The organism is Mangrovimonas futianensis (genome assembly GCF_021245805.1).
Lineage (GTDB): Bacteria > Bacteroidota > Bacteroidia > Flavobacteriales > Flavobacteriaceae > Mangrovimonas > Mangrovimonas futianensis.
The window spans coordinates 138,912-152,438 of sequence record NZ_JAJJNF010000007.1 but is presented as its reverse complement, the minus strand read 5'-3'; the positions used below and the strand labels follow the sequence as shown (position 1 = coordinate 152,438).

Sequence of the window (13,527 nt, the reverse complement as noted above, 5' to 3'; positions counted from 1 at the left end):
TCTTTGTTTTAAATGAGTTGATAATGAGGTTTTTATTGGTAATTTTATTTATTTTTCACATATGAGGCAACCATTTTAGTTTAATTTGCGTCTATGTATATAGAAGTCAATATTTGATCTGCTGTTGAAAGTAATTCAGTTATATAAAAATGAAGGGAGGCTTATAGATAAAGCCTTAAAGAATGACCGGGATGCTCAACGCGTGCTATATGATTGGCATAGTCCAAAAATGTTAAGCGTTTGCAGATATTATATAAAGGATGTGCAAGAGGCAGAAGAAGTTCTTTTAAATGGGTTTTTAAAAGTGTTTACCCATTTAAAGAGTTTCAAAGGCCATGGAAGTTTTGAGGGTTGGATTAGGCGTATTATGGTAAGGGAGTGTATCTCATTTATTAGGCAGAATAAAAAAGTTGAGTTTGCTACAGATGAAACTCAAATGCCCCAAATAAAATCGGATAACATCACTCAAAGAATGAATGTAGCTGAAATACAGCAACTGATTGATCAATTACCGGAAGGATATAAAATGGTTTTCGTTATGTATGCTATTGAAGGTTACAAACACATTGAAATTGCTGAGATTTTAAATATTTCGGAGGGGACTTCTAAATCACAGTTGTTTAAAGCACGAAAAATGCTTCAACAACAAATTGTAGAACGAAATAAAAGCGAGAATGGCACCACTTAAGTTTGAAGAGAAAATAAAAGAGCAGTTGGAAGAGCGAATGATGCAGCCATCAAACTCAGTTTGGGATAAATTGGAGCTGGAGCTAGATGCCCAAACAAAGAAATCCCAAAAAAGACAATTTTGGATAATTGGTTTAGCAGCAAGTTTGGTTGGAGTAGTTTTGTTGTCAACCCTATTTTATAAAATGTCTAACCAGGAAACTTTAGGTGTTGAAGAGAAAAAGTTGGTAGAGGAACCCCAAGCGGTGGAGCAGATAAATCAAAAACCATTTGAAGACACTAAAAAGGGAAAAGTTGATAACAATCAAATGGCCTTTGAAGAAACGGAGACGGAATCTAAATCAAACCCGTCTGATAGTCCTTTAGTCTCGGTTGAAAAAGAAGAGGTTATAGAAACAAACAGAATTATTAAGAATCAAGAGGAGGAATCCTTTAAGGAAAGGATAGAGGAGACAACCTTAATTGCAAATCATAGTATCAAAGAACAGAAGGTTGATCATGAGAATGAGAAGGTGCAAGATTTGGCTAATAGGTTAAAAACTCTAAAAGAAACACATGGGGAAGGCGTAGTAGCTAAAGAAGATATAAGCGCCTTATTGGCTCAAGCCCAAAAAGAAATAAACGATCAAAAAATATATAAAGAAAACTCAAAAACGGTTGACGCCATGATGCTTCTTCAAGACGTTGAGGATGATTTGGATCATTCGTTTAGAGATAAAGTTTTTGAAGCTTTACAAGTTGGTTACAAAACGGTAAAAACTGCAGTTGCCCAACGTAATTATTAAAATTAATCATCAATTAAAAAACGAACAGTTATGAACATCATTACCAAACTTTTGGTGGCACTTGTTTTGTGTCTTGTCACAAGCAATATGAATGCCCAGGACTCTATTCAATTAGAGCAGAAACAAATGAAGATTGAACAACTCAAAAAAACCAAAGAAACAATTACTCAGGAGGAAAAGGGAGCCCTCAAAAAGGAAGTAGAGGCTATTAACTCTCAGTTGGAAAAGGGTGAAATCAAATCGAGTGAAGCAGAGGCCTTAAAACAAGAAGCTGCTCAAAAACGAGCATTAAATATTGAGAATAGGTTGGCCATCATTGACAATCAAATTGCTTTATTGGAAAGAAATGGAAATTTGGCGGGTACATATACCCCAGGAAATAGATTCATTTTGGAAATTGGTAAGAATGAAGATTCAGATGAATTTGATCGAGGCTCTTTTTATGTGGGTGAGCGAGAAGATTATAGGTTGAAACCTAGGAAGTATGACCGTCGAACTACAAGTGATTTGGTATTTGCTATCGGATTCAATAATGCCATTATTGAAGGCGAATCATTAAATGATTCACCATATAAATTGGGAGGATCCGGTTTTGTTGAACTGGGATGGGCTTGGAAAACAAGGGTATTTAAGAATAGTAATGCCATGAGACTTAAATATGGATTCTCATTTCAATGGAATAAGTTAGATATTAAGGGGAACAGGATTTTATCAGAGAATAATGAAGGACAAGTGGTGTTGGAAGAGTTTCCTTTAAATGTCAGAAAGTCCAAGTTTAGAACCACTAATATGGTGTTTCCTGTTCATTTTGAATTTGGGCCATCTCGAAAAATTGAGAGAGAAGATTATTTCAGGTATTCAACCTTTCATAAGTTTAAATTTGGAATTGGAGGATATGGAGGGTTCAATATTTCCTCTATCCAAAAAGTGAAATACTATGATGAAAATGATAAGAAGAAAAAGGACAAATACAAGGATTATAACACCAACAATTTTGTTTACGGTTTGAGCGCTTATATGGGTTTTGGAAATATAGGAATTTATGCTAAGTACGATTTGTCTCCTATATTCAATGACCAAGTGGTAGACCAAAATAATATTTCACTCGGTTTACGATTTGATTTGGATTAGTTTAATTAAAAAAGCCCTCAATAGAGGGCTTTTTTTAATCGATGTCTTCATAAACAATTGGAGTAAACGAACCTCCATCGATAGACCTTTCTAGCGTAAGCAAGTGATCATCCACAGAGATAATATTTATATACAGTTCTGAATTTACTTGTATAGGACCTTGAAGGTCTTCAAGTTTCATTTCTCCTGTGGCTTCATTGATCCAGTGCCATGTGCCAGTAGCTGGATATACATTTCCGGCAAAATGTAATTCTTGTTCATATTCTCCTGTTGAATGAAAGTAGATATCGGCCGAGTAATCGTCTACATCATACCACCATTTATCAAATAATGTTGGTGGAGGTGAATTGTCTTCTGGTTCTGCTGCTGAGTCATCATCGCTGGAGCAGCTAAAAATCACTAGGCTTAGGACAATAGCCAGTAGCAAGGGTTTAAGAATTAAATCCTTTTTCATAAGCATTTTTTAATTTGTTAGTAATTGATTAACCCACTCAATTTAACAAAAATATTTTACCCTCTCTTTATTAATCTTTATATTTTTACATTCTTCAATTGTTTAATAATGATCTCAAAGGAATCCATAGACCAAGTATTTGAAACAGCCCGTGTAGAAGAGGTTATTGGTGATTTTGTCAATTTGAAAAAGTCTGGAACTAATTTCAAGGGGCTAAGTCCATTTACCGATGAGCGGTCACCCAGTTTTATGGTGTCACCTGTGAAACAAATCTGGAAGGATTTTAGTAGTGGTAAAGGGGGGAATGTCGTGGCTTTCTTAATGGAGCATGAGCATTTTACCTATCCGGAAGCCATAAAGTATTTAGCTAAAAAGTACAATATCGAAGTTGAGGAAACCGAGCAGTCACAAGAGCAAAAGGAGATAGCCAACGAGAAAGAGAGTTTGTATTTGGTCAATGATTTTGCTAATGAATACTTCCAAAAGGTATTACATAAAACAGATGCTGGTCAGGCGATTGGTTTAAGTTACTTCAAAGAGCGAGGGTTCACAACAGAAACCATTAAGACATTTGGACTTGGATATTCTTTGGATGACTGGACCGCATTTACCGATGAAGCTATAAAAAAGGGTTACAAATTGGAGTTCATGGAAAAAGTAGGGCTCACCATTGTCAAGGGCGAAAAGCAATTTGATCGTTTTAAAGGCAGGGTTATGTTTCCTATCTTAAGCATGAGTGGCAGGGTGTTGGGATTTGGAGGAAGAATTTTAATCAATGATAAAAAGGCTGCCAAATATTTAAATTCACCAGAAAGTGATATATATCACAAAGGGAAAGTGCTCTACGGGATTTATCATGCCAAACAAAGTATAGCTAAAGAGGACAACTGTTTTTTGGTAGAAGGATACACAGATGTCATTCAATTCCATCAAACAGGGATTCATAACGTAGTGTCTTCTTCAGGTACGGCACTCACCCCCGATCAGATAAGATTGATTAGTAGACTGACTAAAAATATTACGGTGTTGTTTGATGGAGATGATGCTGGAGTTAGGGCATCCATCAGAGGGATTGATTTAATTTTGGAACAAGGAATGAATGTGCGGGTATGTTCGTTTCCACAAGGAGAGGACCCCGATAGTTTCGCTAAAGAAAATACCCTAGAAGAATTATCGCTTTACCTGGAAGAAAATGCACAGGATTTTATCCAATTTAAGGCGACTTTGCTCACCAAAGACTCTAAGAATGATCCCATAAAAAAGGCTGAGACCATAAGAGAGATCATCCAAAGTATTTCCAAAATTCCAGATAGGATCAAACAGGAAGTTTATATACAGGAATGTGCCAAAATCATGGATATTGGCGAGGAAGTATTGTTCAGTACCTTAGCTCAGCTGGGGAAAAAGGAGTTGAATGAGGCAAATAAAAGTTTTAAAAAAGAACAAAAAGCTTTTGATGTCATTCGCAATGAGCAGCCAGTAAAAAAGGTTGATGTGCAATATGAATTGGAAAGACGCATCATACAGATACTATTACTTTACGGAACGAGAGTAGAAGAATTTGAAGATTTGATTTTAAAGGAAAATGAGGAGGGTGATTTGGTTTTGGAGCCGGTAAAGCAAGAAGCTCGTGTTTTTGAAAAGGTGTTTCTTGATTTACAAGAGGATGAAATGGAATTTACCAATGAGCAGTTTAAAACACTATATTATACGGTTGTTGAACAATTAAACCAAAACCCAGAAATTACCGTAGAGAGTTTTGTAAATGATGTAGAGCCGCATATTGCTTCAGAAATAACGACTATTCTAATGGAAGATGAGCGATACGAACTTTCTGATTGGACAAAAAAGGATATCTATCCCAAAAAGAAGACTGATACAGTATCACAATTAGTTAGTGAGACCATTTTACATTTAAGATGTTTTTTAATAAGTAAAAAGATTGATGAATTGGGGGAGACAACCAAATCCAATATCGCAGATCAACATCTTGAAATATTGGAAGAGGTTATGGGTTATAAAAAATTGGATAATTTGTTATCCAGAAAGCTGAATAAACCTATTTAAATGTCCATTAATTTAGCTCGGTTAATGAGGTCAACAATGTTTGTTACATGTAGTTTTTTCATTAAGCGTGCTTTATAAGTACTCACGGTTTTTTCATTAATTTCCAACTCTTCAGCTACTTCTTTGTTTTTCTTGCCTGAAGAAATAAGTTTTAAAACTTCCACTTCTCTGGTAGATAATTTTTTGTAATGGGAAGTGGATGATCTGCCTGCCTTTCTGCCAAAAGCCAATTGATGAGCAAGAGTAGGACTTAAGAATTTATCGCCATCAGCTACCTTCAAGATGGCTTCCTTGAGTGTAATGATGTTTGAAAATTTAGAGATATATCCAGATGCCCCTGCTTTTATGACATTTAAGGCATAAATTTCTTCGGGTTGCGCAGTGAAAATAAGTACTTTAATTTCAGGATATTCTTTAGAAAGTCTCCTTAAAGCAGTAATTCCATTTAATTTAGGAAGGTCAATTTCAGATAATATGACATCTGCCTTTTCCTGTTTTAGAAAGTCAAAGATAGCTTCACCGTTACTAACCCCTCCTACAACTTTTATATTTGGAGAGGACATGAATAAAAGCTCAATCCCTTTTCTAATGATAGGATGGCTGTCAACAACTAACAGTTTAATCATTTTCTTAGTGTTTTTAAATTATTAGGCTGTTGAGGTAAAAATTAGGGTCAAGCAAAGTCCACTTATTGTAAAGATAGTAAATATAAATGATACTAAGTCAGATTTTTACTTCAAATAATCTGGAATTTCACATATGGGTATGGGAACCATTTTATGCTTGTTGGCTTGATTGAAACGCTTGTAAATCTTAAAAACTTCTAGTTCGCGCCCACTAAAATCAGTTGCCTTTTTACCCTTTTCGTCCATTTTCATGGCCCATTCAAGCTCTGGGTATGAAGCTCCAATTTGATCTTCGTCAGTTCGGTCATCACCCCACAAGCCATCAGTTGGTTGCGCTTCAATAATTTCTTGATTGATACCTAAAACCTTCGCAATTTCATAAACTTCAGTTTTCAAAAGGTCAGCAATTGGGCTTAAATCAACGCCGCCATCTCCATACTTGGTGTAGAAACCAACTCCAAAATCTTCAACCTTATTTCCGGTTCCTGCTACTAAATAACCATTTAAGGCCGCAAAATAATAAAGGGTAGTCATTCTTAATCTAGCTCGTGTATTGGCTAATGACATAAAACGATCTTCCTCATTTTTTACGGTTGGTAAAGAGGCTACCAAACTATCAAAAACAGGAGTTAAATTAACTTGTGTCAATAATACATTAGGAAAATGTTCTTGTAACCAGTTAATATGGTTTATGGCTCTTGTCACTTGCGAAGATGCTTGGTGTATAGGCATTTCCAGGCATAATACATCGAGTCCTGTTTTAGCACATAATGTGGAGGTAACTGCAGAATCAATACCTCCAGAGATACCTATCACAAAACCGTTAATTTTAGCATTAGTGGCATAATCCTTTAGCCAATTGACAATATAATCTATAACTTTTTCTGTTTGCATGTTCCAAGTTTTAAGTCAAAGAATAGTAACTTTGCCTAACAAAAATAGGTTTTACCTAGTACTTTTAAAAATTAACAGCTAGCAAGTTTATGAAGAAATTCCTCTTATTTCTTTTTCTAGGTTTTGCCGTGTTTTCTTGTAAAAAGGAAGATGAGGTAGAAAAAAAGATCGCTAAGATTCAAATAGATGTTCAGATAGAAAGATTTGATAAAATATTTTCAGAAACCACAGTTGAGACCTTAAGTGAAACAAAAAGGGAGTATCCATTTATGTTTGCCAAAAAGTATCCCGATTCTTTTTGGATTGCTAAAATTCAAGATACCCTTCAGCAAGAATTGTCAAAGGAAACGATAAAGGCTTTTCCGCAATTAGATGATGAGAAGGAAGATATTAGAAAGCTCTTTCAACATTTAAAATATTATTTTAACGAGTTTCGAACTCCCAGAGTCATCACGGTAACTTCCTCGGTGGACTATAGAAACAAATCCATAGTGACCGATTCTATTGTGTTGATTTCTTTGGATACCTATTTAGGGGAAGGCCATCATTTTTACGAAGGCATTCATAAATATATTCGTGATAATTTTGAAAGAGAGCAAATTGTAGTCGATATGGCGGCAGCATATGCAGAAAAGTTTATTTTCCAATCAGAAAGAAAGACGCTTCTTGATGAGATGATTTATCATGGGAAAATACTTTATTTTAAGGATAAGGTCATTCCTTTTAAAAGTGATGCTGAAAAAATGGGTTATACCCAAGATCAATTGGATTGGGCAATGGCTAATGAAGAACCTATTTGGAGGTATTTTATAGAAAGGGAATTGCTGTATAGTACAGATGCTAAATTACCTAGTAGATTTATAAACCCTGCTCCCTTTTCTAAATTTTACTTAGAAGAAATTGATAAAGAATCACCCGGTAGAATAGGCGCGTATTTGGGATGGCAAATTGTTAGGTCTTATATGGAAAATAATGAGACCACCTTTAAAAATATGTTGATCATGGAGCCAGAAGAGATATTTAATAACGCAAAATTTAAACCTAAAAAATAATGTCTATTATAAAATCAACCATAGAATTAAATGTAGAACTTGATGAAAACCGAGTTCCAGAAAAGTTATTTTGGACAGCCCAAGATGGCGGTATTGAAAATGAGGAAGCTAAAGCTATGTTGCTTTCAGTCTGGGACAGTGAAGCCCAAGAAACACTTCGAATTGACTTGTGGACTAAAGAAATGCCAGTAGATGAAATGAAAGTGTTTTTCCATCAAACTTTGGTCGCTATGAGTGATACCTTTCACAGAGCTACACAAGACGAAAAGATGACCGCAACTATGAAAGATTTTTGCGATTATTTTGCTGAAAAGCTGGAATTGAAGAAATAGTTGGATAAAAAAAGCTCATTCTAAAATGAGCTTTTTTTATTATTTTAAGATTCCTCTTCTGAGGTGTCGTTTTCCCAAATTTTAAAAACAAAACCAGCAATGATAGCTCCAAGAATGGGTGCTACCCAGAAAAGCCATAATTGTTCAACGGCCCAACCTCCTACAAATAACGCCTGACTTGTGCTTCTTGCGGGGTTAACAGAGGTATTGGTTACTGGTATGCTAATTAAATGGATAAGCGTTAAGGTAAGCCCTATGGCTATTCCAGCAAATCCAGTGGGAGCCTTTTTATGAGTGGCGCCAAGAATAACCAATAAAAACATAAATGTCATTACCACTTCAGTTACTAAAGCCGATTTAAGGCCATAACCTAAAGGTGAATGCTCACCATAACCGTTTGCGGCAAACCCGTCAGAAACACTAAAGGCATCATTTCCTGACGCAATAACATATAATGTGGTTGCTGCAGCAAATCCGCCTAATAATTGACTGGCAATGTAACCGGGTAGGTATTTTCCTTTAAATCTACCTCCAACCCAAAGCCCAATGGAGACAGCAGGATTAAAATGAGCGCCAGAAATGGGCCCAAAGGCATAAACACCTGTTAAAACAGTTAAACCAAAAGCCAGCGCGACGCCAGCAAAACCAATTCCTAATTCAGGAACACCAGCAGCCAAGACAGCACTTCCACAGCCTCCTAAAACAAGCCAAAAAGTTCCAAAAAATTCAGCTATAAATTTTCTCATGATGTTAGTTATTAAAGTTAAAAGTTAAAATGAGCTATTAAGGAAAAGAGAAAAAACTTTAAACTGCTATCATCTATGGATCGTCACGAAATACAGTCCTTTCCAAAAAGAAATAAAGTTTGGGTTTTGATATGAAATAATTTGAGTAATGGAAATATGTAATTGATTCAATAGGATACATCATATTTTGGTATATGCTTTTTAAATCCCTCAGTTAAATATAATCAATTAATATTTAAGTGCTTAAAAAAAGTGAAAAATTACCATTCGTTGATTCGGTTGGAATCTAATTTTATGAATATGAAAAGAAGAATGGTAAAGCCCCATAGGCTAGAACCGCCATAGCTAAAAAAGGGTAAAGGAATTCCAATAGTTGGGATCAAACCCATGACCATGCCAATATTGATTAAAAAATGGAAAAAGATGATGGATGCCACGCTGTATCCATAAACGCGACTGAATTGAGATTTTTGTAATTCTGCTAAATGTAGGACCCGCAATAAAAGTAAAACAAATAGTATAACTACCGTAACGGTTCCCATAAAACCCCATTCTTCACCGACAGTGCTAAATATATAATCTGTATGCTGTTCTGGTACAAATTTTCCAGTAGTTCTAGTGCCTTCCAAAAAGCCCCTACCCGATAATCCTCCAGACCGGATGGCCTTTTCTGATTCATAAAGGTTATAAAGGATATCGCGCCTCATTTCGGCAATTTTATCAGGATCCTTTTCTAACCTTAACCAAAGACTAATGCGATCTTTTTGATGGGCTTTTAAAACATTTTCATAAAAGAACTGGACGCCAAATGATAAAATGGTACAAGCTAAAATAGCTAGAAGGGATTTTATTAGAACGGGTTTCTTCTTCCTAGTGAAATGATAGGTTAAAATAAGAGTTATAGCTATTATTGAAGCAACGACACCTCCAAATTTCAATGATAAAATGGACATGACTACTGTAGAAATAAGGAGTGTGAGGTATTGATGTGGTAAACCTTCTCTATAAAAAACAAAAATAAAAGAGCCATAAACTAGAGTGCTGCCCGCATCATTCTGTAAAAGAATAAGAATAGCAGGAACAACCAAAATAGCAAATGCCTGAAGTTGACCTTTAAATGTTTTGATATCTGTTTGTAAATCGCTTAAATATTTAGCGACGGCGAGGGCTGTTGCGGCTTTTGCAAATTCACTAGGTTGAAAGGTCATGCCGCCAATCCCATACCAAGAAGTGGCGCCATTGACATTCTTCCCGAAAATAAAGAGACCAGCCAAGGAAAGCATGGAAGCTAAGTAAATGATACTCGCGAAGCGTTCATAAAATTTGGCCTCTATGGATAGTATCATGACGATTAGGCCAAATGTCAATAATATGAATAGGAGTTGTTTCCCATAAGATTTAGAAAAGTCCAAATATTCAATAGTTTCCCCACTATGGGAAGCCGATAATATATTCAACCAACCAAATCCCACCAAAAGCAGAAAAATGATTATTGTTATCCAGTCAAATTTGAAATTTCTATCAGTTTGTCTGATCATTATCTGCTTTTAAATGTAATCCTTGAACCTTAGCTCCATCATTAATAGTAAATGGTTTTCCTGCATATGGTTTGGCATATTCCTCTTCCAAACTTTTCTCAAGAACCATTTTCTCCATTTGTTTTAAAGAAATGTCACCTTTGATATATTTTTCAATCATAAGACTGGCAATTCTTCCTGCCCATCTAGCCCCATAGTAACCATTTTCAACAAATACAGCAATAGCTATTTTGGGATCATCTTTTGGGGCGAAGGCAATAAAGATTCCATGGTCGGTTAATTGCACTCTTTCTCCCTCTACTTTTGCAAAATTTTCGGCAGTACCAGTTTTTCCACAAATTTCAATTCCCGGAACTTTCAAAAAGGATGCTGTACCATAATTGTAAACATCATTAAGGCCTTGTATAACGGGTTCAAAATATTTTTTGTCGATGGTAGTGTGATGAATTTCCGTATACTTGGGGTCTATTTCTTGGTTTTCTATATCCTTGATAATATGTGGCGTATAATAAAATCCTCTATTTGCGATAGCAGCTGTCATATTGGCCAATTGTATTGGGGTTACCAATACCTCACCTTGACCAATAGAGTTTGAAATAATGGTGGTAGCTCCCCATTTAAAGTCGGGGTACCATTTGTCATAATAGGCTCCATTGGGAATATTACCTGGTTGGCCAATAGGTAGGTCATACCCCAGAAAATTTCCTAAACCAAAGCTCTTTATATGATCGCTCCAAACATCCATCGCATGACTAGCATCGTTGTATTTTCCAATGGTTTTTCTAAAGGCATTGGCAAAATAGGAGTTACACGATTTGGCAATCCCCCTAGTTAAATCTCTAGATCCACCACCGCAGTGACATCCCATAGGTCTTCGACCCCCGTAGTGGTATGCTCCTGTACAGGTTACTGTTCCTTCTGGAACGATAGCATGCTCTTGGAGGGCAGCTAAGGCAATCAGAGTTTTAAAGGGAGAGCCTGGTTCATACATTCTTTGGAGACTTCTATCAATTAAAGGTCTATTGATGGTGTCATTATATAGCTGGGTATAATTTCTCGAGCGCTTCCTTCCCACCAAAAGATTAGGATTGTAAGTGGGAGCAGAAATTAAGGTTAAGATTTCACCAGTAGAAGGTTCTATGGCCACAATCCCACCATGTTTGTTTTGCATTAATATTTCTCCATATTCTTGTAAAGCAGCATCTATGGTAATTGTGATATCTTTACCTTGTTTTGGTAGGGTATCAAATTTACCGTCCTTGTAAGGACCAATATCTCTATTGAAACGGTCCTTTTGAATGAACTTGATGCCTTTAACTCCCCTTAATTCTTCTTCATAGGAGAGTTCGACTCCTTGTTTCCCTATTAAATCCCCCATTTTATAATATGGGTTTTTCTCAATCTGACCAGGATTTACTTCTGCAATAAACCCCAATACATTGGCTCCAATACTTGTTTGGTAATCTCTAAGAAGTCTCTTTTGAATATAAAACCCTTCAAACTTTCTCATTTTCTCCTGAAGAACAGCATAATCTTCTTTTGATAGATGGGCTACAAATACAGAAGGCAACCTAGGAGAATAATGGTAGGCTTTATCGTAGGTTTTTATAAATTGTTCCTTAGTAATTTTTAAAAGCGAACAAAACTCTAAAGTATCCAAAGGTTTTACTTCCCTTGGAATAATCATGACATCATAAGAAGGCTGATTAGCTACCAATAATTCGCCGTTTCTATCATATACAAATCCGCGTTTGGGGTAATCAAAAACCTTTCTAATGGCGTTGTCCTCATATAAATTATGAGTAGATGAATTGAGCACCTGTAAATAGAATAGTCTAGAAACAAAGGTGATTCCAGTGGCAACAATCAAAAAAAACAGTAAAAATTGTCTCATTAATTTCTTTTCCTAAAAATGATGTTGAATCCAACGCACAAAATAATAGTAAAAATACTAGAGAAAAACGCTTTTTTCAGGATTAAAATTATACTGGAGATGTTAAATACTTCCAGAAAGAATAAAATAAAATGATGCAGGAAGACAACCAAACTCATATAGACGAGCATAGAGCCAAAATCTATACTTTTAAATTTAACTGTTTGGTAGTCGTATGAAGTTCCAAAAGATGATTTTAAGGCAACAGGTCTTAAAATAGCGGCGGTTATACAAGCAGCCGCATGAACTCCTCCAGAATCTGAAAACATATCTATAGTGATACCTAATAGAAAACTTACTAAAAGAAAAACACTCCTATTTCCGTTTATCGGGTATAGTAGAATGAATAATACATATAGGTAGGGATTAATATGTCCCAAAAAATTGATGTGATTTAAAACCAATACTTGAAGTAAAACCAGCAATATAAATCTCGCGATATGTCCTAAAATTGAACTATTCATTTCGGTTATTTAACAAGCTATCAATTTCTTCCTTATCACGATTTTCAATGACGTAAACATGTTCAATATTGGTCATGTCATTAAAAAGTTTGACCTCAATGTTGTAAAAATTCTCAGCTTCATCCAATTCAAAGGATTGTATGGAGCCAATGGGGATATTTTTAGGAAAAATAGCCGATAATCCAGAAGTTAAAATGGTATCGCCTTCTTTCAAAGGAGCTATTTTTGGGATTTCTTTTAATTGAACTACGTTTGGGCTCTTTGTATTCCATTGTAAAGAACCAAAATGATTGGTATTTTTTAATTTGGCACTTATCCGACTGTTGGTGTTCAAAATTGATAAAACTGTCGCATAATTTTTGCTTGTTTTGTCAATGATTCCTAAGATGCCTTTTGATGTGATGACACCCAAATCCTCTTTCAGACTATCTTTTTTACCTCTATTCACCAGTAGTATATTGTCCGAAGCCGAGTAGCTATTTTTAATTACAATAGCTGGGATGAATCTGTAATTACCTCCGTACCTTGTAGTATCGTTAAATGATTTAGAAAGGGAGTCTGAAGAATTATATAGGATGGATTTCAAATAATTATTTTCTTCTTGAAGCAGAATGTTTTGATTCTTTAGATGAAAATATTCATCAATATTATTCGCTGAATTATAAATACCACCAGAAATAAAGTTGGCAGAATTTACAAACTTGCTTTTGTGATAGGAATGAGATTGAATTGTAAAAACCAAAGAAACAAATAGCAGCGTGAGATACAACAAAAAAACTTTGTTTCTTAGAATGAAGTTTATGATTTGTTGCATGCCC

At 35.4% G+C, this 13,527-nt stretch carries 14 protein-coding genes; 6 read left to right on the top strand and 8 right to left on the bottom strand.

What is annotated here, in order from left to right; all coding sequences use genetic code 11:
• Window positions 1-124: 124 nt before the first annotated feature.
• Genes LOK78_RS12940 through LOK78_RS12930 form a run of 3 tightly spaced genes read left to right on the top strand, consistent with a single transcriptional unit; the run spans window position 125 to window position 2,603 of the window.
• The gene (locus LOK78_RS12940) at window positions 125-688 is read left to right on the top strand and encodes an RNA polymerase sigma factor (protein ID WP_166960945.1); all 564 of its coding nucleotides are present in this window, start codon (window positions 125-127) and stop codon (window positions 686-688) included.
• Window positions 675-1,472 carry a hypothetical protein gene (locus LOK78_RS12935; RefSeq protein ID WP_232635182.1) on the top strand — a complete coding sequence of 266 codons (798 nt, stop codon included), beginning with the start codon at window positions 675-677 and terminating at the stop codon, window positions 1,470-1,472. Before LOK78_RS12940 ends, LOK78_RS12935 begins: the two co-directional genes overlap by 14 nt.
• A gap of 30 nt (window positions 1,473-1,502) precedes the next feature.
• Window positions 1,503-2,603: a coiled-coil domain-containing protein gene (locus LOK78_RS12930; protein ID WP_232635181.1), complete on the top strand. Its 1,101-nt coding sequence runs from the start codon at window positions 1,503-1,505 to the stop codon at window positions 2,601-2,603.
• A 34-nt stretch (window positions 2,604-2,637) separates the two neighbouring features.
• On the opposite strand, the gene LOK78_RS12925 is transcribed toward LOK78_RS12930, so the two are convergent.
• Window positions 2,638-3,057, bottom strand: coding sequence for a hypothetical protein (locus LOK78_RS12925; protein ID WP_232635180.1), 420 nt, complete (start codon window positions 3,055-3,057; stop codon window positions 2,638-2,640).
• A gap of 108 nt (window positions 3,058-3,165) precedes the next feature.
• Between LOK78_RS12925 and dnaG the strand changes: the two genes are divergently transcribed.
• Window positions 3,166-5,124, top strand: a complete 1,959-nt coding sequence (gene dnaG, locus LOK78_RS12920) for a DNA primase (protein ID WP_166960954.1) — start codon at window positions 3,166-3,168, stop codon at window positions 5,122-5,124.
• On the opposite strand, the gene LOK78_RS12915 is transcribed toward dnaG, so the two are convergent.
• Together LOK78_RS12915 and nadE are read right to left on the bottom strand one after the other, a co-directional pair.
• Window positions 5,121-5,750 carry a response regulator gene (locus tag LOK78_RS12915; RefSeq protein WP_053970291.1) on the bottom strand — a complete coding sequence of 210 codons (630 nt, stop codon included), beginning with the start codon at window positions 5,748-5,750 and terminating at the stop codon, window positions 5,121-5,123. The two genes, dnaG and LOK78_RS12915, sit on opposite strands and share 4 nt — an antisense overlap.
• A gap of 105 nt (window positions 5,751-5,855) precedes the next feature.
• The gene (gene nadE, locus LOK78_RS12910; protein WP_053970290.1) at window positions 5,856-6,644 is read right to left on the bottom strand and encodes an NAD(+) synthase; all 789 of its coding nucleotides are present in this window, start codon (window positions 6,642-6,644) and stop codon (window positions 5,856-5,858) included.
• An 89-nt stretch (window positions 6,645-6,733) separates the two neighbouring features.
• Between nadE and gldB the strand changes: the two genes are divergently transcribed.
• Together gldB and gldC are read left to right on the top strand one after the other, a co-directional pair.
• Complete coding sequence (gene gldB, locus LOK78_RS12905; RefSeq protein WP_232635179.1) at window positions 6,734-7,696, top strand: gliding motility lipoprotein GldB; 963 nt, start codon at window positions 6,734-6,736, stop codon at window positions 7,694-7,696.
• On the top strand, window positions 7,696-8,028 hold the full coding sequence (gene gldC / locus LOK78_RS12900; protein WP_053970288.1) for a gliding motility protein GldC: 333 nt from the start codon (window positions 7,696-7,698) through the stop codon (window positions 8,026-8,028). Before gldB ends, gldC begins: the two co-directional genes overlap by 1 nt.
• Window positions 8,029-8,072: 44 nt before the next feature.
• On the opposite strand, the gene aqpZ is transcribed toward gldC, so the two are convergent.
• The 5 genes from aqpZ to mreC form a co-directional block, all read right to left on the bottom strand.
• The gene (aqpZ, locus tag LOK78_RS12895) at window positions 8,073-8,774 is read right to left on the bottom strand and encodes an aquaporin Z (protein WP_232635178.1); all 702 of its coding nucleotides are present in this window, start codon (window positions 8,772-8,774) and stop codon (window positions 8,073-8,075) included.
• Between the two features lie 260 nt (window positions 8,775-9,034).
• On the bottom strand, window positions 9,035-10,312 hold the full coding sequence (rodA, locus tag LOK78_RS12890; protein ID WP_232635177.1) for a rod shape-determining protein RodA: 1,278 nt from the start codon (window positions 10,310-10,312) through the stop codon (window positions 9,035-9,037).
• On the bottom strand, window positions 10,296-12,206 hold the full coding sequence (mrdA, locus tag LOK78_RS12885; RefSeq protein ID WP_232635176.1) for a penicillin-binding protein 2: 1,911 nt from the start codon (window positions 12,204-12,206) through the stop codon (window positions 10,296-10,298). The genes rodA and mrdA overlap by 17 nt, the downstream gene beginning before the upstream one ends.
• Window positions 12,206-12,709: a hypothetical protein gene (locus tag LOK78_RS12880; protein WP_053970283.1), complete on the bottom strand. Its 504-nt coding sequence runs from the start codon at window positions 12,707-12,709 to the stop codon at window positions 12,206-12,208. The genes mrdA and LOK78_RS12880 overlap by 1 nt, the downstream gene beginning before the upstream one ends.
• Window positions 12,702-13,523 carry a rod shape-determining protein MreC gene (mreC, locus tag LOK78_RS12875; RefSeq protein WP_232635175.1) on the bottom strand — a complete coding sequence of 274 codons (822 nt, stop codon included), beginning with the start codon at window positions 13,521-13,523 and terminating at the stop codon, window positions 12,702-12,704. The genes LOK78_RS12880 and mreC overlap by 8 nt, the downstream gene beginning before the upstream one ends.
• Window positions 13,524-13,527 lie beyond the last annotated feature (4 nt).

What these genes read in the sequence shown, in the direction of transcription:
- nadE (WP_053970290.1), bottom strand. Translation starts at nt 6,644, where the DNA reads ATGCAAACAGAAAAAGTTATAGATTATATTGTCAATTGGCTAAAGGAT.
- LOK78_RS12925 (WP_232635180.1), bottom strand. Translation starts at nt 3,057, where the DNA reads ATGAAAAAGGATTTAATTCTTAAACCCTTGCTACTGGCTATTGTCCTA.
- gldB (WP_232635179.1), top strand. Translation starts at nt 6,734, where the DNA reads ATGAAGAAATTCCTCTTATTTCTTTTTCTAGGTTTTGCCGTGTTTTCT.
- LOK78_RS12915 (WP_053970291.1), bottom strand. Translation starts at nt 5,750, where the DNA reads ATGATTAAACTGTTAGTTGTTGACAGCCATCCTATCATTAGAAAAGGG.
- LOK78_RS12880 (WP_053970283.1), bottom strand. Translation starts at nt 12,709, where the DNA reads ATGAATAGTTCAATTTTAGGACATATCGCGAGATTTATATTGCTGGTT.
- LOK78_RS12930 (WP_232635181.1), top strand. Translation starts at nt 1,503, where the DNA reads ATGAACATCATTACCAAACTTTTGGTGGCACTTGTTTTGTGTCTTGTC.
- rodA (WP_232635177.1), bottom strand. Translation starts at nt 10,312, where the DNA reads ATGATCAGACAAACTGATAGAAATTTCAAATTTGACTGGATAACAATA.
- aqpZ (WP_232635178.1), bottom strand. Translation starts at nt 8,774, where the DNA reads ATGAGAAAATTTATAGCTGAATTTTTTGGAACTTTTTGGCTTGTTTTA.
- gldC (WP_053970288.1), top strand. Translation starts at nt 7,696, where the DNA reads ATGTCTATTATAAAATCAACCATAGAATTAAATGTAGAACTTGATGAA.
- LOK78_RS12935 (WP_232635182.1), top strand. Translation starts at nt 675, where the DNA reads ATGGCACCACTTAAGTTTGAAGAGAAAATAAAAGAGCAGTTGGAAGAG.
- mrdA (WP_232635176.1), bottom strand. Translation starts at nt 12,206, where the DNA reads ATGAGACAATTTTTACTGTTTTTTTTGATTGTTGCCACTGGAATCACC.
- dnaG (WP_166960954.1), top strand. Translation starts at nt 3,166, where the DNA reads ATGATCTCAAAGGAATCCATAGACCAAGTATTTGAAACAGCCCGTGTA.
- mreC (WP_232635175.1), bottom strand. Translation starts at nt 13,523, where the DNA reads ATGCAACAAATCATAAACTTCATTCTAAGAAACAAAGTTTTTTTGTTG.